A 22398-nucleotide genomic window follows, 5' to 3' on the forward strand; every position below is an offset into this window, starting at 1 on the left:
GACCTCTGAGCTAGGCGCTCAGTGGGTCTCGGGGCGGAGGACCTTGGTCCGGAGGACCGACTCGTTCAGGTTCATCTGGCGGTCGAGCTCCTTGACGACCGCAGGCTCGGCCTGCAGGTCGATGACCGAGTAGATGCCCTCGGGCTTCTTCTTGATCTCGTAAGCGAGACGACGACGGCCCCAGGTGTCGACCTTCTCAACCTTTCCGTTGCCCTCACGGACGACGGAGAGGAAGTTCTCGATCAGCGGGGAGACTGCGCGCTCCTCGAGATCGGGGTCGAGGATGACCATCACCTCGTAGTGACGCATGTGGAACCCACCTCCTTTGGACTCAGCGGCCACGGTCGTTCCGTGGCAGGAGGGTCGTGATGCGTAAGCAACGGTATCCGCCACCACTGACAGTCCCCCTCAGCGAGTGAGGGCTTCCGTTCTGGGCATGGGCAGACACCGGTGCAGACCGTACAGACTACCTGCACACAGGCTTCCGGTTGAAATCCGGTGGCCGGGGGCCGCAATCTGTACACATCGGATGCGGGTGGCGCTACGATGCGCCGCCCTCCGGCAAAGCCAGGAGGTGCCCCATGGCACAGGCAATGCGATCTCGCTCCTCCGTCTCCCTCCTCGCCACCGACGGCAAGCCCCATCCGCTCCAGGACACCCTGGTCGGTGTCGCGCTGGTGTTGGGTGCCGTCGCCTTCGTCTCGGCGATGTTCCACCACCTCCACCTGCTCAGCTCCTGGGCGGGACTCCTCGGCATCATCGCCGGCGCGTACGGGCAGTTCATCTCGGTGACCACGCGAGAGCGGTTCGCGCTGATCGTCGGGCTGGGCGCCTCCGCCATCGGGTTCTTCCTCGGGATGGCGCACGGCGGTCTGTTCGGCGGCGTTCTGGGCTAGGCCCGGAGCGAGAGGCTCGCAAGCGGCCCATCGGGGCGCTCCTCGGTTCGCAGTAGGCTTCGGCGCGAGAGCCGGAGCCCCTGTATCCATGGGGACACACCTGCCGAGGAGCGCCCCGCATGAGCCTGACCCTGAGGACCATCAGCCGTGAGCAGCATCTGGCGTACATCCAGACTCTGCCCGCGGCGAGCCATTGCCAGGTCCCGGCATGGGCTGATGTGAAGACCGAGTGGCGTTCGGAGAGCCTGGGCTGGTTCGACAAGAGCGGTGAACTGGTGGGCGCGGGCCTGGTGCTCTACCGCCAGCTGCCGAAGATCAAGCGCTACCTGGCCTATCTCCCCGAGGGCCCGGTCATCAACTGGTACGCGCCCAACCTGGAGGACTGGCTTCAGCCGATGCTCGCCCACCTCAAGCAGCAGGGCGCCTTCTCGGTGAAGATGGGCCCGCCGGTGGTGATCCGGCGCTGGGACTCCGGGGCGATCAAGTCGGGTATCCAGGACCCGGATGTGAAGCGCCTGCGCGACGTCGAGGCGACGCACATCGAGCCGCGTGCCTTCGAAGTGGCCGACCGGCTCCGGAAGATGGGCTGGCAGCAGGGCGAGGACGGCGGCGCCGGCTTCGGCGACGTGCAACCCCGCTACGTCTTCCAGGTGCCGCTGGCCAACCGCTCCCTGGACGATGTCCTCAAGGGCTTCAACCAGCTGTGGCGCCGGAACATCAAGAAGGCCGAGAAGGCCGGTGTCGAGGTCGTGCAGGGTGGCTACGAGGACCTCGCCGAATGGCAGCGGCTGTACGAGATCACCGCGGTGCGCGACCACTTCCGGCCCCGCCCTCTCTCGTACTTCCAGCGCATGTGGACGGTCCTCAACAGCGAGGACCCCAACCGCATGCGGTTGTACTTCGCACGGCACAACGGCGTGAACCTGTCCGCGGCCACGATGCTCGTCGTCGGCGGCCACGTCTGGTACTCCTACGGCGCGTCGGACAACATCGGGCGCGAGGTCCGGCCCTCGAACGCGATGCAGTGGCGGATGCTGCGCGATGCCTATGCGATGGGCGCGACCGTCTACGACCTGCGCGGCATCTCGGACTCCCTGGACGAGACGGACCACCTCTTCGGTCTGATCCAGTTCAAGGTCGGTACGGGCGGCGAGGCCGTCGAATACGTCGGCGAGTGGGACTTCCCGCTGAACAAGCTGCTGCACAAGGCCCTCGACATCTACATGTCGCGGCGCTGACCGCTCCGCTCGCATAGGTTTCGTCCATACCTCTGATACACCGCAGCCACCAGAAAGGTTCCGGGCCGGCCATGGCGCTCTCCCTTTACGTCGACACCGCTCGCTGGCGGGCGCACCAGAAGACCGTGATCGACCAGTTCCCCGGCCTGGTGCCGGTCTGCAAGGGCAACGGCTACGGGTTCGGTCACGAGCGGCTCGCGGAGGAGGCGGCGCGCTTCGGTTCGGACATGCTCGCCGTCGGCACCACCTACGAGGCGGCCCGGATCAAGGACTGGTTCAGCGGTGATCTGCTGGTCCTGACCCCCTTCCGGCGGGGCGAGGAGCCGGTGCCGCTGCCGGACCGGGTGATCCGTTCCGTGTCGTCGGTCGACGGCGTGCACGCCCTGGTCGGCGCGCGCGTCGTCATCGAGTGCATGAGCTCGATGAAACGCCACGGCGTCAGCGAGCAGGATCTGGGGCAGCTCCAGGCGGCCATCGAGGACGTCCGGCTCGAGGGCTTCGCCCTGCATCTGCCGCTGGACCGCACGGACGGTTCCGACGCGGTGGAGGAGGTCATCGGCTGGATGGACCGGCTGCGGGCCGCACGGCTTCCGCTGCACACCATGTTCGTGAGCCACCTGCGCGCCGACGAGCAGGCACGGCTCCAGCAGCAGTTCCCGCAGACCCGCTTCCGGGCCCGGATCGGCACCCGCCTGTGGCTGGGCGACCACGAGGCGACCGAGTACCGGGGGGCCGTCCTGGACGTGACCCGCGTCGCCAAGGGGGACCGCTTCGGCTACCGCCAGCAGAAGACCGCCTCGGACGGCTGGCTGGTGGTCGTCGCCGGCGGTACGTCCCACGGCGTGGGGCTGGAGGCTCCGAAGGCCCTGCACGGGGTGATGCCCCGCGCCAAGGGTGTGGCCCGCGCCGGACTGGCGACGGTCAACAGGAACCTTTCCCCGTTCGTCTGGGCGGGCAAGCAGCGCTGGTTCGCCGAGCCCCCGCACATGCAGGTGTCGATCCTGTTCGTTCCCTCGGACGCGCAGGAGCCCAAGGTCGGGGACGAGTTGGTGGCCTATCTGCGGCACACCACGACGCAGTTCGACCGGCTCGTGGAGCGCTAACCCCTATTCGCGTACGACGCCCCCTCCACACGGGGCCCTTCCACGGCGTGTACGGCGTGCCGCGGCGGGTGCGCGGCCTGTCCGAGTACGAAGACGTCCTCCGCGCCGTCCAGGGCGCCTCCGGACGGGTCGTCGGACCCGTCCTGGCGTACGCCGTCCCGTTCGGGCATGAGGATGTCGCGTACGACCACCGCGCACACGTACAGCGTGCCGACCAGATGCAGGACGATCGCGAACTGGTAGCCGTCGGTCGGCAGCCCCTGCTTGTTCCCGCTGGTCGTGAAGGCGAGGTACATCCAGATGCCCAGGAAGTACATGACCTCGCACGCCTGCCAGATCAGGAAGTCCCGCCAGCGCGGCCTGGCGAGGGCCGCGAGCGGGATGAGCCACAGTACGTACTGCGGCGAATAGACCTTGTTGGTGAGGATGAACGCCGCCACGACGAGGAACGCGAGCTGGGCGAAGCGCGGCCGCCGCGGGGCGGTGAGGGCCAGGGCGGCGATCCCCGCGCAGGCGAGGATCATCAGGACGATGGCGTACGTGTTCGCGGTCTCGGGTGCGATGGGCTGCCCGGTGCGCTGAGTGATGATCAGCCAGAACGAGCCGAAGTCCACATTGCGTTCCTGGCTGAAGGTGTAGAACTTCTTCCAGCCCTCGGGCGCGAGCAGCATCACGGGCACATTGACGACCAGCCAGGCACCGGCCGTGCCCAGCAGCGCGGCCCCGAACTCGCGCCACTTCCAGGCCCGCCAGCACAGCAGCAGCAGTGGCCCGAGAAGCAGCACCGGATAGAGCTTGGCGGCGGTGGCGAGCCCGATGAGGATGCCGAAGGCCAGCGACCGGCCGCGGGACCACATCAGCATGGCGGCGGCCGTCAGGCCCACGGCCAGCAGGTCCCAGTTGATCGTGGCGGTGAGTGCGAGGGCCGGCGCGAGGGCGACCAGCAGCGCGTCCCAGGGCCGGTTCCGGTGCGTACGGGCGACACAGACCGCCATGACGGCCGTGCAGATCAGCAACATGCCCGCGTTGACCATCCAGTACAGCTGCTCGCGGTGCTGGAGGTCGCCGCCGCCGGGGGTCAGCCAGGAGGCGACCTCCATGAAGAGACCCGTGAGGACGGGGTACTCGAGGTACTCCATGTCACCGGAGAGCCGGTCGAAGTAGGGGACCAGCCCATCGGCGAAGCCGCGGCCGATGAAGAGGTGCGGGATGTCCGAGTAACAGGCGTGTGTGTACTGCGAGCTGGTGCCGCGGAACCAGGCCCAGTCGTAGCAGGGGATCTTCTGCACCATGCCGAGCGCGAACATCCCGATCGCCACGAGCGCGATGACGCGCACGGGTGTGAGTGCGCTGCCGCCCAGCCGCGCCCAGCGGCCGATGGGGCCACCGATGAGTTCGCTGCCCGCGGTGGCCACGTCGTCCCGCCGGGTGGGACGCACGACCGGCCTGTCCTGGGGCGGGCTCGTCTTCTGTGGGCTCGGCATGGGAGACATCCTGCCGTACGGCGCTGTGGAAACGGCGAGGGCCGCCGCTCCGGAGTACGTACGGAGCGTACGTACCGGATGCGGCGGCCCTGGGGGGCGCGGGGGAGCGCTATTGGCTGCCGGTTCCGCCGAGCCACCCCGTGGTGGTGCCCTGGCTCTTACCGCCGTTGCCGTTACCGCCGGTACTGCCACCGGTCGGCGGTGAGGGGCTGGTGGTCACGCCTCCGGTGGTGCCGCCGTCGGCGGTCCCTCCGGTGTCGTTGCCTCCGGTGTCGTTGCCGCCATTGTCATTGCCACCCTTGTTGTTGCAGTCCCAGTCCCACACGCCACAGGAGTTGTCCGGGTCGGGCGTGGTGGACGGGGTCGTCGACGGCTTGGTCGACGGCGTCTGCGAGGGCGTCTGCGACGGGGTGATGGACGGTGTCGGCTTCGGGCTGGGTACTCCGCGGAAGATGGCCTTGGCGTCCTCCAGGTCCTCCGGCTCGGGGAACCTGATGATCTTCTCGCTCGCGAGCGCGTCCGTCATGTAGTCGTGCCAGATCTGGGACGGGAACGACGAACCGTGGATCTTGGGCTGGGCACCCGTGCCGAACATCTCCAGGAACCCGCGGTTCTTGCTGTCGGCGTCGTCGTCGAACCGGTACATGTCGATGGCGGTCGACAGCTGCGGGGTGTAGCCGACGAACCAGGCGGACTTGTTGCCGTCGGTGGTACCGGTCTTGCCGGCGACGTCACGGCCGGGGATGGCTGCCTTGCGGCCGGTGCCCTTGGGGTTCTCCACGACGTCCCTCAGCACGTCCGTCACATTGCTCGCGACAGCGGAGGTGAAGGCCTGCTCGGTCTTGTCCTCGTGCTTGTAGACCGTCTTCCCGCCCTCCTTGACCTCCTTCACGGAGTACGGGTCGCGCTGCTCCCCGTTGGCGGCGAAGGTCGCGTAGGAGCCGGCCATGCGGATGGCGCTGGGGTCGGAGATACCGATCGAGAAGGACGGCACGTCGGACTTGACCAGCGAGTCCTTGAGCAACCCGGCGTCCACGGCCGCTTGACGCACCTTGTCGATGCCGACGTCCATGCCGAGCTGCACGAAGGGGGAGTTGGCGGAACGGATCATCGCTTCGCGCAGGTTCATGTCCTTGTAGCTCGCGTTGTCGTCGTTGGTCTGCAGCCACTCCTCTCCCTTCTCGTTCTGCCAGGTCGAGCCGTCATAGTTCTTGATCTTGAGCTTGTTCTTGCCGCTGTACCGGCTCTTGTCCGGGTCGAGGATGGTCCGCTCTTCCCGGCTTTGCACGCGAGGTCCCTGGGGGTCGCGGACGCCGTCCCGCATCGCCGCGGCCAGGACGAACGGCTTGAACGTCGACCCCACCTGGGCACCGGTCTGGTCCGCGTTGTTGGTGAAGTGCTTGGTCGCGTCGGTGCCGCCGTAGATGGCGACGATCGCGCCTGTCCTCGGGTCCACCGAGGCGCCGCCGAACTGGACATGGGTGTCCACGTCCGGGCGCTTCTTGGGGTCGATGTGGGCGTGGTAGACCTTGTTGACGGCCTTCTGGAGGGCGTCGACCTTGTCCTTCTTGAAGGTCGTGTGGATCTCGAAGCCGCCCTGGGCCAGCGCCTTCTCGTCGATGCCCTTGTCGTTGTTGTTGATGAAGTAGGCCTTGGCCAGGCTCACCAGATAGCCGACCTGCCCGCCGAGCTTCGCGTTCTTCTCCGGCTTCTTGGGCATGGGGAACGTCGTGATGGCCGCGCGCTCGGCGGCGGGGAGGTGCCCGTCCTTGACCATCTCGTCGAGGATCCACTTCCAGCGCTTCGTCGCGCGGATCGTGTTGTCCGTCTTGTTGGCCTTGGGGTCGATCTCCGGCGCGCCGGCCGGGTCGTAGTACGTGGCGCCCTTGAGCAGCGCTGCGAGGAACGCGCACTGGCTCGGCGACAGCGCCTCCGCGTCCTTGCCGTAGTAGGTGCGGGCCGCGGCCTGGATACCGTAGGCGCCCCGCCCGTAGTAGGCGGTGTTCAGATAGCCCGCCATGATCTCGGGCTTGTCCAGTTCGGTGCCGACCTTGATGGAGATGAAGAGCTCTTTGAACTTTCGGCTCAGGGTCTGCGACTGGTCGGCGAGCCGGTTGTTCTTCACGTACTGCTGGGTGATCGTCGAGCCGCCCTGGGTCTCCTGACCGCGGGCCATGTTGAACAGCGCGCGACCGATACCCATCGGGTCGATGCCCGAGTCATCGCGGAACGTCTTGTTCTCGGCCGAGATCACCGCTTCCTGCATGGCGAGCGGGATCTTCTCGATCGGAATGATCTGCCGGTTGACCTCACCGCCGGTGGCGGCCATCTCCTTACCGTCAGCCCAGTAGTACACGTTGTTCTGCGCCTTGGCGGCATCGTCCTCGTTGGGGATTCCGACCATGGCGTACGCGATCGTCGCGGCGCCCATGAGGCTGCCGCAGAAGGCGAGGAACAGGCCCGTGGTGAGCTTCCACGAGGGCACCCAGCGGCGCCAGCCGTACTTGCCGTAGCGCGGATAGTCGATCATCCGCTTGCGGCCCGGAGGCCGGCCACCGCGGCCCCGTCCGGGACCACCGTCGTACCCACCGCCGCCGCGCCGTCCGCCGCCCGGGCCGCCGCCCGCGCCGCCCCCTTCGGGCGCACGCCTGCGCCCACCGCGCTGGGCGGCACGCCGCGCCTCGGCACGGCCTTGGTAAAGACGGTCCTCACCGTACGGCTCGGAGGGGGATCCGGTACCGGCTCCCTGGGCCTGCGCCGACCTGCGGCCCTGGGGCTGCTGGGCGGCGCGCCTGGCCGCGGCACGTCCGCCGCCCTGCGGCTGCGGCGGCTGTTTGCGACGGTGCTCGCTCATCGAACGACTACTCCTCGGGCAGGCGCGTACGCCTGGAAACGGCAGTTGAGTTCCGGTCCCCCCGAAATACATACGGACCAGCCCTGGGACGGGCTCATCCGCGGTGCAGCCATGGCACCGAGAGCACTGACGTCCCCTGCCGTCGCATGGTTCCCGGTGGACTGCATGCCGCACAGACTACGCACGGTCAAAACCCTCCTAGGGCCGAAGTTCAACCCAAATCAGGCAAGTCGATTGCTCCGAATTGGCGATGTGACGCCGGTCACTACTGCCCCTCTTGTCGCAGCAGGACGGTCGTTCTATCGTCGGGATGTATCGAGTCGATACATCAGCACGGCATAAGAGCCCAGGACGGCAGAGGAGGCGAGGCATGAGCAGGCGCTCAGGGATCCTTGAGTTCGCCGTCCTCGGGCTGCTCCGCGAGGCCCCGATGCACGGGTACGAGCTGCGGAAAAGGCTCAACACCTCGCTCGGGATCTTCAGGGCCTTCAGTTACGGGACCCTGTACCCCTGCCTCAAGACGCTGGTCGCAAACGGCTGGTTGATCGAGGAACCGGGCAGCGCACCGGAGGAGGCCCTCGCCGCTTCACTCGCAGGACGGCGAGCGAAGATCGTCTACCGGTTGACGGCGGAAGGTAAGGAGCATTTCGAGGAGCTCCTCACCCACGCCGGCCCGGACGCCTGGGAGGACGAGCACTTCGCGGCACGTTTCGCCTTCTTCGGGCAGACGGAGCGCGAAGTGCGGATGCGCGTGCTGGAAGGCCGCCGTAGCCGGCTGGAGGAGCGCCTGGAGAAGATGCGCGCTTCTCTCGCCCGTACGCGCGAGCGGCTGGACGACTACACGCTTGAGCTGCAGCGCCACGGTATGGAGTCCGTGGAGCGCGAAGTGCGCTGGCTGAACGAGCTCATCGAGAGCGAGCGGGCGGGGCGGGATCAGCGATCCGGTCCCGAGAGCGCCGCTCAGCAGGACAGCACATCTGGAGAAACGGGCGGCCTGCCCCGGCACGGGGGCAGTACCCGGCCGGATCCGTCCGACGACACCGCCAAGTGAGGCCCTGCGACGTGCAGGGCTTCGACGAGATCACACAGGGAGCAACCGGAATGGGTTCGGTTCGCGTAGCCATCGTAGGCGTGGGCAACTGCGCCGCCTCGCTGGTGCAGGGCGTCGAGTACTACAAGGACGCCGACCCGGCGAGCAAGGTGCCGGGTCTGATGCACGTCCAGTTCGGCGACTACCACGTCCGGGACATCGAGTTCGTCGCCGCCTTCGATGTCGACGCGAAGAAGGTCGGCCTCGACCTCGCGGACGCCATCGGCGCCAGCGAGAACAACACCATCAAGATCTGCGACGTGCCCAACTCGGGCGTGACCGTTCAGCGCGGCCACACCCTCGACGGCCTGGGCAAGTACTACCAGGAGACGATCGAGGAGTCCCCCGAGGCCCCGGTCGACGTCGTCAAGGTCCTCAAGGACAAGCAGGTCGACGTTCTGATCTGCTACCTGCCCGTCGGTTCCGAGGACGCTGCGAAGTTCTACGCGCAGTGCGCCATCGACGCCAAGGTCGCGTTCGTCAACGCCCTCCCGGTCTTCATCGCCGGCACCAAGGAGTGGGCGGACAAGTTCACCGAGGCGGGCGTCCCGATCGTCGGCGATGACATCAAGTCCCAGGTCGGCGCCACCATCACGCACCGCGTCATGGCGAAGCTCTTCGAGGACCGTGGTGTCCGCCTGGAGCGCACCATGCAGCTGAACGTCGGCGGCAACATGGACTTCAAGAACATGCTCGAGCGCGAGCGCCTGGAGTCCAAGAAGATCTCCAAGACGCAGGCCGTCACCTCGCAGATCCCGGACCGCGACATGGGCGCCAAGAACGTCCACATCGGCCCGTCGGACTACGTGGCCTGGCTGGACGACCGCAAGTGGGCGTACGTCCGGCTCGAGGGCCGTGCGTTCGGCGACGTCCCGCTGAACCTGGAGTACAAGCTCGAGGTCTGGGACTCCCCGAACTCCGCGGGTGTCATCATCGACGCCCTGCGTGCCGCGAAGATCGCCAAGGACCGGGGCATCGGCGGCCCGATCCTCTCCGCTTCCTCGTACTTCATGAAGTCCCCGCCGGTGCAGTACTTCGACGACGAGGCCTACGAGAACGTCGAGAAGTTCATCAAGGGCGAGGTCGAGCGCTGAGCACAAGACAGCGACGGCGCGCGTGGTGAGACTCCACCCGCAGCCTTCCTGCTCCGAGAGGGCCCCCGGGACAAATGCTCCCGGGGGCCCTCTCCGTGTGTGACGCTTGCCCACATGCCCGTCGTACGTGATCTGCGCGTACTCCTGCGCCTGACGAATTTCCGCCGCCTGCTCGCCGTACGCCTGCTGTCGCAGTGCGCCGACGGTGTCTACCAGGTCGCGCTCGCCACGTACGTCGTCTTCTCCCCCGAGAAGCAGACTTCGCCCGCGGCCATCGCCTCGGCGATGGCCGTCCTGCTGCTTCCCTACTCCCTGGTCGGCCCCTTCGCCGGTGTGCTGCTGGACCGTTGGCAGCGACGGCAGGTCTTTCTCTACGGGAACCTGCTGCGCGCCCTGCTCGCCTGCGGCACGGCCGTGCTGGTCCTCGCCTCCGTGCCCGACTGGCTCTTCTATGCCTCCGCGCTCTCCGTCACAGCGGTCAATCGGTTCGTCCTGGCAGGCCTGTCGGCCGCGCTGCCGCGTGTGGTCGACGCGGAACGTCTGGTGATGGCCAACTCCCTCTCACCCACGGCAGGGACGATCGCCGCGACAGCGGGTGGTGGGCTCGCCTTCGCGGTACGGCTGGCGGCCTCGGACTCGAACGCCGTGGTGGTTCTGCTGGGCGCCCTGCTCTATCTCGGCGCGGCACTCTCATCCCTGCGCATTCCCCGTGAACTGCTGGGGCCGGAGCCAGAATTGGTGCAGGCCCGCGTCAAGGACGCGCTGGCCTCCACTGCTCGCGGGCTGGTCGCCGGTCTGCGTCACCTGAGGAAGAGGCAGTCGGCGGCCCGTGTGCTGGCGGCGATGACGCTGATGCGGTTCTGCTACGGCGCGCTCTCGGTGATGGTCCTGATGCTCTGCCGGTACTTCTGGGCATCCACGGAGTCGGACGGGCTGGCCCTGCTCGGGCTGGCCGTCGGAGTCTCGGGAGCCGGCTTCTTCATGGCGGCGGTGCTCTCGCCCTGGTCCGTGGGACGACTCGGGCCCTTCGGCTGGATCTCCGTCTGCGCCACCACCGCCGCTGTTCTGGCGCCGGCGCTGGGGTTGCCGTTCGCTCCTGTGCCCATGCTGATCGCCGCCTTCGCCCTGGCGCTCGCTACCCAGGGAACGAAGATCGCCACGGACACGGTGGTGCAGAGATCGGTGGACGACGCCTATCGGGGACGTGTCTTTTCGCTCTACGACGTGCTGTTCAACGTCGCCTTTGTCGGCGCGGCCGGGGTAGCGGCAGTGATGCTGCCGGGGGACGGCCGGTCGGCCCCCCTCCTCGTCATGGTGGCCGTGCTCTATGCCGCCGTCGCCGTCCTGCTCGCGCGCTGGAAGCGGCAGGACGGCGCGGCTCGACGGCCGTGAGTGACATGCCGCGGGGCGTTGTTTCACGTGAAACAACGCCCCGCGTTCCCTCGCGGTCATGTTTCACGTGAAACATGACCGCCGGGATCAGCTCTGCGCCGCCCACCACTCCTTCAGCGCGGCGACAGCGGCATCGTGTCCCATCGGGCCATGCTCCAGACGCAGTTCCAGCAGGAACTTGTACGCCTTGCCGATGGCCGGCCCAGGTCCGATTCCGAGGATCTCCTGAATCTGGTTGCCGTCCAGGTCGGGTCGGATCGCGTCCAGCTCCTCCTGCTCCTGGAGCTGCGCGATGCGCTCCTCCAGCCCGTCGTAGGCACGGGAGAGAGCGTTGGCCTTGCGCTTGTTCCGCGTGGTGCAGTCCGAGCGGGTCAGCTTGTGCAGCCGCGACAGCAGCGGCCCGGCGTCCCGCACATAGCGGCGCACGGCGGAGTCGGTCCATTCCCCGGTCCCGTAGCCGTGGAAGCGCAAATGCAGCTCCACCAGCCGCGAGACGTCCTTGACCATCTCGTTGGAGTACTTGAGAGCGGTCATGCGCTTCTTGGTCATCTTGGCGCCCACCACCTCGTGGTGGTGGAAGGAGACCCTGCCATCACTCTCGAACCGCCGCGTGCGGGGCTTGCCGATGTCGTGGAAGAGGGCGGCAAGCCGCAGCACCAGGTCGGGACCGTCCTCTTCGAGGTCGATGGCCTGTTCCAGGACGATCAGCGAGTGCTCGTACACATCCTTGTGCCGGTGGTGCTCATCGCTCTCCAGCCGCAGGGCCGGCAGCTCGGGAAGAACGCGCTCGGCCAGACCGCTGTCCACGAACAGCGCCAGCCCCTCCCGTGGGTGGGCGGAGAGGATCAGCTTGTTGAACTCATCGCGCACGCGCTCGGCGGAAACAATGTCGATCCGCTCGGACATGGCCTTCATGGCGGCGACGACCTCGGGGGCCACCGTGAAGTCGAGCTGAGCGGCGAATCGCGCCGCACGCATCATGCGCAGCGGGTCGTCGGAAAAGGACTCCTCCGGGGTGCCCGGGGTACGCAGCACTCGCGCGGCCAGGTCCTCGAGACCACCGTGCGGATCGATGAACTCCTTCTCCGGGAGCGCGACGGCCATCGCATTGACGGTGAAGTCACGCCGGACCAGGTCCTGCTCGATGGAGTCGCCGTAGGACACCTCGGGCTTCCGCGACGTCCGGTCGTACGCCTCCGAGCGGTACGTCGTGACCTCGATCTCGAAGCGCTGCTCGACGCCGTCGACGAGGGCGTTCTTCTGGCAGCCCACAGTGCCGAAGGCGATTCCGACTTCCCACACCGCGTCGGCCCATGGGCGGACGATCTTGAGTACGTCCTCGGGACGGGCGTCGGTAGTGAAGTCGAGGTCGTTGCCGAGCCGTCCGAGAAGGGCGTCCCGTACCGAGCCACCGACCAGGGCAAGGCTGAACCCCGCCTCCTGAAAGCGGCGGGCGAGGTCGTCGGCGACAGGGGACACACGCAGCAGCTCACTGACCGCGCGGCGTTGCACCTGGCTCAGTGCGGTGAGGTTGTCTTCGTTGGCGTTCGGCACAACAGAAAAGGGTACGTGCCCCGGCCCGCCGGGGCGTCCCCGTTTCATGGCGGCCCCGGACCTCCCTTTCCGATCACGTGGAGCAGTCCGCGGCACTTAGCCACAGCGTGCCTCGTTACCATGCGTGGACACAGCAACCGACAACCACCGGCACCACTGACAATGACGAGGGATGGGCGAACGCGTGGCCGAGGCGGCAGACATCCAGGGCACCGGTCCCTCTCCTGCCCGACGGTGGCTACTGCGGGCGGCGTCACTTGCCGCCGGAGCCCCCCTGCTGGCCGGTCTGCTGAACGGTCCTACCGTGGCCGCCGCGCCTGCCGTCGATGACCCCACGGGCTCACGGACCGTCGATGTGTCCCTCGACACTTTCTCGCCGAGTGCCCCGTTGAAGGGCGACACGCTCACGATCACCGGCACGGTGACGAATCAGAGTAAGCAGACGGTCACGGGCGGTCATGTGGACCTTCGGGTCGGGCCGCGCCTCTCGAGCCGCAGCTCCATCGACGAGGCCGCGGGGCGCACCGGCTTCAGCCCAGGCACCGACCCCGCGGTGCTCGATGACGAATACACCGTCGCCGTCCCGCCGCTCGCCGCCGGGATCAGCCAGGACTTCAGCATCAGCGTTCCGGTCGAAGAACTCGGTCTCGACGACGAGGGCGTCTATCAGGTCGGTGTCTCCCTCACGGGCCAGGCCCCGGGCCAGTCGGGCAACAGAGTGCTCGGCATCGAGCGGACCTTCCTGCCGTGGCAGCCGGAAGCCACCGAGAAGAAGACCCAGCTCACCTATATGTGGCCACTGATCGCGGCGACCCATCTGTCGGCGCAGACGGGCTCGGACGATCAGCAGACCCCGGTCTTCGAGAACGACGACCTGGCCGCCGAGCTGGCCCCGGGCGGGCGACTGGAGCAGATGGTCGCGCTCGGCAAGGATCTTCCGGTCACCTGGGTCATCGACCCGGATCTGCTCGCCACCGTCGACGCGATGACCAGGACTTATCGCGTCAAGGAAGGGACGACCGACGTTCCGGGCAAGAACCAGGCCGTCGCGGAGCAGTGGCTCAGCGCCCTGGAGAAGGCGGTGGCCGGCCGCAAGGTTGTCGCCCTTCCCTTCGCCGACCCGGATCTGGCGTCCCTGGCACACCGGGGCAAGGACGTGTCCGGCTCCCTGCGGCACCTGCAGCCGGCCACCGCGGTGGCCGAGACGACGGTGGAGACCATCCTCCATGTGACGCCGTCCGTCGACTTCGCCTGGCCGGTGGAGGGCGCCATCGACCCGTCCATCGTGGATGTCGCCACCTCCGCCGGCGCGCACAAGGTGATCGCGCGCAGCGACAGCCTCCGGGACGACCTGCCGTACACCCCCACCGCCGCGCGCCCGATCGGCGGCGGCCGGACCGCTGTCGTCTCGGACGCCTCGCTCTCCACCGCCTTCGAGGGCGACATGAGCCAGTCGGGCAACACCACCCTCGCGGTCCAGAGGTTCCTCGCCCAGACGCTGGCTGTGACCCACCAGGAGCCCGAGAACCAGCGCAATGTGGTCGTGGCCCCGCAGCGGCTGCCTACCGCCACGCAGGCCCAGAGCATGGCCGCCGCCCTGCGGGGGCTGTCCGCGCAACGCTGGACACAGCCCCTGGACCTCATCGCCGCGGCCGCGGTGAAGCCCGACACGGACGCCGAGACCCGCGTGCCCCGCGCCTCTCAGTACCCCGAGCGGCTGCGCAAGCGGGAACTGCCGGTCCAGGCGTTCCGGGACATGAAGAGCACGCAGGAGACCCTGGACAACTTCAAGGTCATCCTCACCGCCGCCTACCGGGTGGTGACGCCCTTCGGCAATGCGATCAGCCGTGAGATGTCGACGTCCTGGCGAGGCCACGCGCCTGCGGCCGCCCAGTACCGCAGCGATGTCCTCGCCTATCTGAAGAGCCTCACCGCAGAGGTGCAGCTCATCGAGAAGTCGGACCTGACCCTGTCGGGCCGCAGCGCCACGATCCCCGTGACAGTCCAGAACAAGCTGGTCCAGGGCGTCGACCACCTCGTGCTGCGCCTGACGTCCACAAAGCCGACCCGCCTCAAGCTCAACGGCGGAGAGGCCGTCGCCGAACAGCCGGTCAAAATCAACGGCGGCCACAGCCAATCGGTGAAATTCACAGCCTCGGCCAACGCCAATGGTCCGGTACCGATGACGGCGCAGCTGTTCACGGCGGACGGCAAGCCGTACGGTCAGCCCATGACCTTCACCGTCAAGGTCTCGGAGATCACGCCGACGGTGATGCTTGTCATCGCGGGCGGTGTGCTCCTGCTCGTTCTCGCGGGCATCAGGATGTACACCCAGCGCAAGCGAGCCGCAGCCCGGAACGCCACTGTGGATGCCACGGAGAGCGACGATCCCGAGCAGCCGAGTGACCCTGCGCCGGACACCGGTCCGGAAAGCGGTGACCCGTCGGGCACGGGTGAGAAAGTGGACCGTTGAGCGATGTCGTGGCCGGCCGGCCGGGGACGATGAGGTGGGGTAAACCATGAACGCGCCGTACGACGGTGACCGCGGGCAGGGCGCGGGCGGCGGCAGCGCGCCTTCCGCGGGAACGCCCGAGACACCTCTCGCGGGAGGCCCGCTCCCCATTCCTTCGCCTCCGCAGGCTCCGGACCCGTACGTCCAGGACGCCTACGACCACGATCCCTATCAGGCTCGAGATCTGGCTGCTCAGGACCCGGTGGAAGAGGCTCTCTACGACCGCGCCGCGCACCCGCCGCCGCCGCCGGGCACCTACCAGGAGCCGCAGCCGCTCTACCAGCAGCCTCCCGCCCCGCAGTACGGCCCGGATCCCCGAGTGTGGGCGCAGACCCCGGCGCCCGAGCCCGACGGGCCCTCCCGTCACCTTCCCTACGGTGACGACGCCAGGACCGTCCAGTTCACCGGTGTGGACGACCTGGTCACCCGGGCCGGCGACGAGGAGCCCGAGCCGGACGCGTTCGCGCATCTCTACCGCGACCAGCAGACCCCCGGGCAGCCCTCCTCGCCCTCTCCGGAGCCGACGCCGGAGCCCCTTCCCGCGCCCGCACCGAAGAAGTCCGGCGGCCGCGCCTCCGGCCTGCTGAAGTCCAGCGCCGTGATGGCGGCCGGCACGCTCGTCTCCCGCCTCACGGGCTTCGTCCGGAGTCTGGTGATCACCGGCGCGCTGGGTGCCGCGCTGCTGGGTGACACCTTCACCGTGGCGTACACCCTCCCGACGATGATCTACATCCTGACCGTCGGCGGAGGGCTCAACTCGGTCTTCGTCCCGCAGCTGGTTCGTTCGATGAAGAACGACGAGGACGGCGGCGAGGCGTATGCCAACCGGCTGCTGACCCTCGTCATGGTGGCCCTTGGCGCCATCGTGGCCCTCGCCGTCTTCGCCGCACCGCTGCTGATCCGTCTGATGTCGAGCACCATCGCCGACAACCAGGCGGCCAACAGCGTCGCCGTCACCTTCGCGCGCTACTGCCTGCCCACCATCTTCTTCATGGGTGTGCATGTGGTGATGGGTCAGATCCTCAACGCACGTGGCAAGTTCGGCGCGATGATGTGGACCCCGGTCCTCAACAACATCGTCATGATCGTCACGTTCGGGCTGTTCATCTGGGTCTACGGCACCTCGGCCGAGTCGCACATGGGCGTGCAGACGATCCCGGACGAGGGCATCCGCCTCCTCGGCGTCGGTACCCTCCTCGGTCTGGCCGTCCAGGCGCTGGCGATGATCCCCTACCTCCGCGAAACGGGATTCCGCTTCCGCCCCCGTTTCGACTGGAAGGGCCACGGCCTCGGCAAGACGGTCAAGCTGGCCAAGTGGACCGTACTGTTCGTCCTCGCCAACCAGGCCGGTGTCCTGGTCGTCACCCAGCTCGCCACCGCCGCCGGTGAGGCATCCGGCAAGAACGGCGCGGGCTTCCTCGCGTACTCCAATGCCCAGCTCATCTGGGGCATGCCACAAGCCATCATCACCGTCTCGGTGATGGCGGCCCTGCTGCCCAGGATCTCCCGTGCCGCCCATGACGACGACCCGGGCGCGGTCCGCGACGACATCTCGCAGGGCCTGCGGAACTCGGCCGTCGCCATCGTTCCCGTCGCCTTCGCGTTCCTCGCCCTCGGCGTGCCGATGTGCACCCTGCTCTACGCGTCCAGCGGCGTGCAGGCCGCCCAGAGCATGGGCTTCATCCTCATGGCGTTCGGTCTCGGCCTGATTCCCTACTCCGTGCAGTACGTCGTTCTGCGCGGCTTCTACGCCTACGAGGACACCAGGACGCCGTTCTACAACACGGTGATCGTGGCAGCCGTCAACGCGGCGGCCTCCGCGGCCTGCTACGTCGTTCTTCCGGCCCAGTGGGCGGTCGTGGGCATGGCCGGCTCCTATGGCCTCGCCTACGCGGTCGGCGTGGGCGTCGCTTGGCGCAGGCTGCGCAACCGGCTCGGCGGCGACCTCGACGGCGCCCACATCATGCGGACCTACGCACGTCTGTGCATGGCCTCACTGCCCGCCGCCGTGGTGGGTGGCGCCGCGGGCTTCGCGGTTCTCAAGGCGCTCGGTGAAGGGGCTCTCGGTTCGCTCGCGGCGCTGGTCGCCGGCGGGGTGGTCCTGCTGGGGGTCTTCTTCGTCGCGGCGAAGAGGATGCGCATCGCGGAGCTGAACGCGCTGGTCGGCATGGTGCGCGGCCGCCTCGGACGCTGAGGCGTTCACCGTCCCGCACAACCATCGTCGGCTGCCGTGTGTCGTGCACTGCAGCAGACTGTGGGCACAATTGGCATGGCTGTTGGATATGCGCAACGGATGGGGAGGCAGGAACGACGGTGGCGGAACGTAGCACGGCTGCCGTCGACGTGGCCGACAACAGCGGGGATGACCCGCTGGCCGCCAAGGCGGACAAGGCCACGACCGACGGGGCGGCGGAAGCGCAGGACACGGCGGACGAGTCCGCACAGGACCAGGGCGGCGAGCAGCCCGCGATCACGACACCCGAGCTGCACAGCGGCCACAAACTCGCCAGACGCTACCGGCTCGAGGAGTGCGTCACCCGTCTGGACGGTTTCAGCAGTTGGCGTGCCGTGGACGAGAAACTTCGCCGCGCCGTCGGCGTTCATCTGCTGCCCGCGGACCACCCGAGGGCCCGCTCGGTACTCGCCGCTGCCCGCTCGTCCGCGCTTCTCGGCGACCCCCGCTTTGTGCAAGTCCTGGACGCCGTCGAGGAGGACGATCTCGTCTACGTCGTCCATGAGTGGCTTCCCGACGCCACGGAGCTCACCGCGCTCCTCGCCGCCGGGCCGCTGGAGGCGCATGACGCCTACCAACTGGTCACGCAGGTGTCGCAGGCCATGGCCGCCGCGCACCGCGAGGGCCTGGCGCATCTCCGTTTGACGCCCAGTGCCGTGCTGCGCAGTTCCTCGGGGCAGTACCGCATCCGCGGCCTCGCCGTGAACGCAGCCCTGCGGGGCATCAGTTCCGAGGGGCCACAGCGCACCGACACCGAGGCGATCGGCGCCTTGCTGTACGCGGCGCTGACCCAGCGCTGGCCGTACGACAGTGATGCCTACGGTCTCACCGGGCTCCCCAAGGGAGTCGGGCTGCTCCCTCCCGACCAGGTACGCGCGGGCGTCCACCGCGGCCTGTCCGAGATCGCCATGCGCGCGCTGGTCAACGACGGTGCCACGGCGTCCCGGCAGGAGCCTCCGTGCACTACGCCGGACGAGCTGGCCAAGGCAGTCGCCTCGATGCCGCGGATCCGGCCGCCCGAGCCCGAGTTCACCTCTCCGCCCGAGTACCAGCGCACCACCTATCAGCAGGGCACTTACGGCCGTCCTCAGCCGCGTCCCGGCACCTCTGTCACCCAGCCGGTGCCCACCCCGCCACCCCCGCTGCAGAGCCGGACCGGCAAGGCGCTCAAATGGGCCGTGTCCGCACTGCTCATCGCCGCCCTGGGACTCGGCAGCTGGCAGGTGGCCGATGCTCTGCTGGACCGCGAGAAGAAGGTGGAGCCGGCGCAGACCACCCAGCCGGAGCAGGGCGAGGACAAGAAGCAGACCGAGGGCGGAAGGCCGGTCGCCATTGTCGCCGCCCATGACTTCGACCCGCTGGGAGACCAGAGCGAGAACTCCCGGAGCATAGAGAACGCGTACGACGGTGACCCCGGGTCGTTCTGGCAGACGGCGAACTACTTCAGCGCGGACTTCGGCCGGCTCAAGGAGGGCGTCGGGATCGTCCTGGACCTCGGAAAGGTCCAGCGGGTCGGATCCGTCGAGGTCACCTTCCAGGGTTCGACCTCCGTCGAGCTGCGGGCCGCCCCGGCCGACGCCAAGGACCAGCAGCCGTCGGCTCCCGGCTCCTTCACCAAGCTCGCGACCGGTTCCGGAACCAACGTGACGCTCAAGCCGGGCGCCCCGGCGACGACGCGGTACGTTCTGATCTGGCTGACGGAGCTGCCCTCGGACGACGGTGGCTTCCGCGGCAAGATCTCGAACATCAAGATCACCAGCTGACGGCGCAGGGAGGGGGCTCACCGTTGGACGACGCCATACACGGCGACACGAGCGACCAGGATCTCCTGGCGCTTCATGTCGCTGGCGATCCGGACGCCTTCGGTGAGCTCGTACGCCGCCATCGCGACCGGCTCTGGGCCGTCGCCCTGCGCACCCTGGGGGACCGCGAGGAGGCCGCTGACGCGGTCCAGGACGCTCTTGTCTCCGCCTTCCGGGCCGCCCACACCTTCCGCGGTCAGTCGGCCGTCACGACCTGGCTGCACCGGATCACCGTCAACGCCTGTCTCGACCGGGCTCGCAAGGCGGCCTCCCGCAAGACCTCGCCCGTCGAGGACACCGAGCGCCTGGAGCAGCTTCTCGAACCGCACGAGTCGGCCGAGGCCCCTGCGGAACGCCATGACCTCCACCGCGAGCTACTGGCGGCCCTGTCGAAGCTTCCCCCCGACCAGCGGGCGGCGCTCGTCCTGGTCGACATGCAGGGCTACCCCGTGGCGGAGGCCGCCCGAGTCCTCGACGTCCCCACCGGAACAGTGAAAAGCCGCTGCGCACGCGGCCGGGCCCGCCTTCTCCCGATGCTCACTCATCTGCGCGCCGACTCCATGGGTAGCGACCGTCCCGACGGGGGAAGGAACCGGACGCCAGGGACATCCGTCCCACCGGTGTCGGGGCCAAGGGAATCAGGACCAAGCGGTCCTGCTGCTGTGAAGGGCGGAGGTGGCCGCGCGTGACATCGACGACCGATACGACTCAGCACCCGGACGTCTCGGAGATCTCCGATCTCACCGAGGGGCTGCTCTCGCCGTCCCGCACGGCGGATGTACGCCAGCATCTCGAGGTCTGTCCGCTCTGCGCCGATGTCCGCACCTCCCTGGAAGAGATCCGAGGGCTTCTGGGCACTCTGCCCGGGCCCCCGCGGATGCCCGCCGATATCGCCGGCCGCATTGACGCCGCCCTGGCAGCGGAAGCTCTCCTCAGTGCCACGGCTCCAGAGTCCTCGACTCATGTTTCACGTGAAACATCGATCGCCCGCCCGGAGATCCCGCACGAAGTGGCATCGGCGCCCCGCCCCGCGGGACACCCTCGCGCCGCCACGGGCCCCGGTCGCGGCCACCGGACCCGGCGCCGCCGGGTAGCCGCCCTGGGCGCGGCCTTCGGCATCGCTGCGGTGGGGATGAGCGTGTTCTTCCTCCAGTCCATCCAGGACTCCGGCGACAGCGCGGGGAGCAAGAAGGCAGATACCGCCGTCAGCGCACCCGACAACGCGCGATTCTCTGGCGAGGTGCTTCGGGACCGGGTTCATGGTCTTCTGGCTACGGAGGGCGGGAAGACGCCCAGCGAGTCCGGCCAGAAGCGGGGCGACTCGCTCTCCAGCGAATCCGGTCCTCCCAAGACGATGCTCAGCACGGACACGACGGTGCCGGAATGCGTCCAGGCAGGTACGGGCCGCCCCGACGCTGCTCTGGGTGTCGAGAGGGGCGTCTACCGCGGCGAGCAGGCCTACCTCGTCGTTCTCCCGCATCCCACGGACAGCGCCAAGGTCCAGGCCTATGTGATGGCTGCCACCTGCGTCGACTCCGGCGGGAACGGTGCGGCAGAGATCTTGCTGACCACCTCTTATCCTCGCTCCTGAATACACACTGCCCGCCACTGGCTCCCGAGGGAATGCATGCCCCGTAGGATCCGTTGGGTGGGGTGAGAGTCATTGACCCGACCCCGTGGCAGTAGGCAGTCTGCAGAGACGAGGAAGAAACCCGTGAGCGACGTCCGTAACGTGATCATCATCGGCTCCGGGCCCGCGGGTTACACCGCCGCGCTCTACACGGCGCGCGCGTCGCTGAAGCCGCTGGTCTTCGAAGGTGCCGTCACCGCCGGTGGGGCCCTGATGAACACGACCGACGTGGAGAACTTCCCCGGCTTCCGTGACGGCATCATGGGTCCGGACCTGATGGACAACATGAGGGCCCAGGCAGAGCGCTTCGGCGCCGAGCTCGTCCCGGACGACGTGGTGGCCGTGGATCTCACGGGCGACATCAAGACCGTCACGGACACCGTCGGCACCGTCCACCGCGCCAAGGCCGTCATCGTGACAACCGGCTCCCAGCACCGCAAGCTCGGCCTGCCGAACGAGGACGCCCTGTCCGGTCGCGGTGTCTCCTGGTGCGCCACCTGCGACGGGTTCTTCTTCAAGGACCAGGACATCGCCGTGGTGGGTGGCGGCGACACCGCGATGGAGGAGGCCACCTTCCTCTCCCGGTTCGCCAAGTCCGTCACCATCGTCCACCGCCGGGACACCCTGCGCGCCTCCAAGGCCATGCAGGACCGCGCCTTCGCCGACCCGAAGATCAAGTTCGCCTGGGACAGCGAGGTCGCCACGGTCCACGGCGAGCAGAAGCTCTCCGGCCTCACGCTGCGGAACACCAAGACCGGTGAGACCTCCGAGCTGCCGGTGACCGGTCTGTTCATCGCGGTCGGGCACGACCCGCGCACGGAGCTGTTCAAGGGTCAGCTGGACCTGGACGACGAGGGTTACCTGCAGGTGGACGCCCCGTCGACGCGGACGAACCTGACCGGTGTCTTCGGCGCCGGCGATGTCGTCGACCACACCTACCGCCAGGCGATCACCGCCGCGGGCACCGGTTGCTCCGCGGCCCTCGACGCCGAGCGCTACCTGGCCGCCCTCGCCGACGGCGAGAAGGTGGCCGAGCCCGAGAAGACCCCCGCGGTCTGATCTCTTCTCCTCACCCCACACCCCGCGAAATCAAGGAGGCCGCCGTGGCCCTGAAGATTGTGACCGACGACTCCTTCGAAGAGGACGTCCTCAAGAGCGACAAGCCCGTCCTGGTGGACTTCTGGGCTGCCTGGTGCGGCCCGTGCCGCCAGATCGCCCCGTCGCTGGAGGCCATCGCCGCTGAGCACGGCGACCAGATCGAGATCGTCAAGCTGAACATCGACGAGAACCCTGCCACGGCTGCCAAGTACGGCGTGATGTCGATTCCGACGCTGAACGTCTACCAGAACGGCGAGGTCGCCAAGACCATCGTCGGCGCCAAGCCGAAGGCCGCGATCATCCGCGACCTCGAGGGCTTCATCGGCGACGAGGCCACCAAGGCCTGACCGCCTCCGTGTTTCACGTGAAACACGAACGGCCCACCCCCGCACTCGGGGGTGGGCCGTCGTCTTACCCG

Annotated in this window: 17 protein-coding genes; 13 read left to right on the top strand and 4 right to left on the bottom strand. The window is 68.2% G+C overall.

Features of this window, described 5'->3' with window-relative positions; translation table 11 throughout:
- Positions 1–18: 18 nt before the first annotated feature.
- Complete coding sequence (gene rpsF, locus ACZ5VC_RS14450; RefSeq protein WP_004950685.1) at positions 19–309, bottom strand: 30S ribosomal protein S6; 291 nt, start codon at positions 307–309, stop codon at positions 19–21.
- A 272-nt stretch (positions 310–581) separates the two neighbouring features.
- Here rpsF and ACZ5VC_RS14455 point away from each other — a divergent pair, with 272 nt between their 5' ends.
- The 3 genes from ACZ5VC_RS14455 (at position 582) to ACZ5VC_RS14465 (ending at position 3237) form a co-directional block, all read left to right on the top strand.
- Positions 582–896, top strand: coding sequence for a hypothetical protein (locus tag ACZ5VC_RS14455; RefSeq protein ID WP_469120377.1), 315 nt, complete (start codon positions 582–584; stop codon positions 894–896).
- Positions 897–1015: 119 nt separating this feature from the next.
- Positions 1016–2134, top strand: a complete 1119-nt coding sequence (locus tag ACZ5VC_RS14460; protein WP_469120378.1) for a lipid II:glycine glycyltransferase FemX — start codon at positions 1016–1018, stop codon at positions 2132–2134.
- A 71-nt stretch (positions 2135–2205) separates the two neighbouring features.
- Positions 2206–3237: an alanine racemase gene (locus ACZ5VC_RS14465; protein ID WP_469120379.1), complete on the top strand. Its 1032-nt coding sequence runs from the start codon at positions 2206–2208 to the stop codon at positions 3235–3237.
- Here the strand turns inward: ACZ5VC_RS14465 and ACZ5VC_RS14470 are convergent.
- Positions 3234–4721, bottom strand: a complete 1488-nt coding sequence (locus ACZ5VC_RS14470; RefSeq protein WP_469120380.1) for a glycosyltransferase family 87 protein — start codon at positions 4719–4721, stop codon at positions 3234–3236. The genes ACZ5VC_RS14465 and ACZ5VC_RS14470 overlap by 4 nt on opposite strands.
- A gap of 109 nt (positions 4722–4830) precedes the next feature.
- Positions 4831–7575, bottom strand: coding sequence for a transglycosylase domain-containing protein (locus ACZ5VC_RS14475; protein ID WP_469120381.1), 2745 nt, complete (start codon positions 7573–7575; stop codon positions 4831–4833).
- Positions 7576–7945: 370 nt separating this feature from the next.
- Between ACZ5VC_RS14475 and ACZ5VC_RS14480 the strand changes: the two genes are divergently transcribed.
- The 3 genes from ACZ5VC_RS14480 to ACZ5VC_RS14490 all read left to right on the top strand — a co-directional run bounded on the left by ACZ5VC_RS14480 (position 7946) and on the right by ACZ5VC_RS14490 (position 11151).
- Complete coding sequence (locus ACZ5VC_RS14480; RefSeq protein ID WP_468708930.1) at positions 7946–8626, top strand: PadR family transcriptional regulator; 681 nt, start codon at positions 7946–7948, stop codon at positions 8624–8626.
- A gap of 50 nt (positions 8627–8676) precedes the next feature.
- Positions 8677–9759, top strand: coding sequence for an inositol-3-phosphate synthase (locus tag ACZ5VC_RS14485; protein ID WP_468708931.1), 1083 nt, complete (start codon positions 8677–8679; stop codon positions 9757–9759).
- A 114-nt stretch (positions 9760–9873) separates the two neighbouring features.
- On the top strand, positions 9874–11151 hold the full coding sequence (locus ACZ5VC_RS14490) for an MFS transporter (protein WP_469120382.1): 1278 nt from the start codon (positions 9874–9876) through the stop codon (positions 11149–11151).
- Positions 11152–11238: 87 nt separating this feature from the next.
- On the opposite strand, the gene ACZ5VC_RS14495 is transcribed toward ACZ5VC_RS14490, so the two are convergent.
- Positions 11239–12705: a CCA tRNA nucleotidyltransferase gene (locus ACZ5VC_RS14495; protein WP_469120383.1), complete on the bottom strand. Its 1467-nt coding sequence runs from the start codon at positions 12703–12705 to the stop codon at positions 11239–11241.
- 184 nt (positions 12706–12889) lie between these two features.
- Here ACZ5VC_RS14495 and ACZ5VC_RS14500 point away from each other — a divergent pair, with 184 nt between their 5' ends.
- The 7 genes from ACZ5VC_RS14500 to trxA all read left to right on the top strand — a co-directional run bounded on the left by ACZ5VC_RS14500 (position 12890) and on the right by trxA (position 22327).
- Positions 12890–15178 carry a DUF6049 family protein gene (locus ACZ5VC_RS14500; RefSeq protein ID WP_469120804.1) on the top strand — a complete coding sequence of 763 codons (2289 nt, stop codon included), beginning with the start codon at positions 12890–12892 and terminating at the stop codon, positions 15176–15178.
- Positions 15179–15224: 46 nt separating this feature from the next.
- Entirely contained in the window at positions 15225–17411 is a 2187-nt protein-coding gene (gene murJ / locus ACZ5VC_RS14505) for a murein biosynthesis integral membrane protein MurJ (protein WP_469120384.1), read from the top strand.
- Between the two features lie 119 nt (positions 17412–17530).
- Positions 17531–19213: a protein kinase family protein gene (locus tag ACZ5VC_RS14510; protein ID WP_469120385.1), complete on the top strand. Its 1683-nt coding sequence runs from the start codon at positions 17531–17533 to the stop codon at positions 19211–19213.
- A 23-nt stretch (positions 19214–19236) separates the two neighbouring features.
- Complete coding sequence (sigM, locus tag ACZ5VC_RS14515) at positions 19237–19941, top strand: RNA polymerase sigma factor SigM (RefSeq protein WP_469120386.1); 705 nt, start codon at positions 19237–19239, stop codon at positions 19939–19941.
- The gene (locus ACZ5VC_RS14520; RefSeq protein WP_469120387.1) at positions 19938–20843 is read left to right on the top strand and encodes an anti-sigma factor; all 906 of its coding nucleotides are present in this window, start codon (positions 19938–19940) and stop codon (positions 20841–20843) included. Before sigM ends, ACZ5VC_RS14520 begins: the two co-directional genes overlap by 4 nt.
- Positions 20844–20966: 123 nt before the next feature.
- On the top strand, positions 20967–21941 hold the full coding sequence (gene trxB, locus ACZ5VC_RS14525; protein WP_469120388.1) for a thioredoxin-disulfide reductase: 975 nt from the start codon (positions 20967–20969) through the stop codon (positions 21939–21941).
- Positions 21942–21970: 29 nt separating this feature from the next.
- Positions 21971–22327, top strand: coding sequence for a thioredoxin (trxA, locus tag ACZ5VC_RS14530; RefSeq protein WP_468709251.1), 357 nt, complete (start codon positions 21971–21973; stop codon positions 22325–22327).
- The last annotated feature ends 71 nt before the right edge of the window (positions 22328–22398 follow it).

Source organism: Streptomyces sp. NPDC033174 (assembly GCF_055577795.1).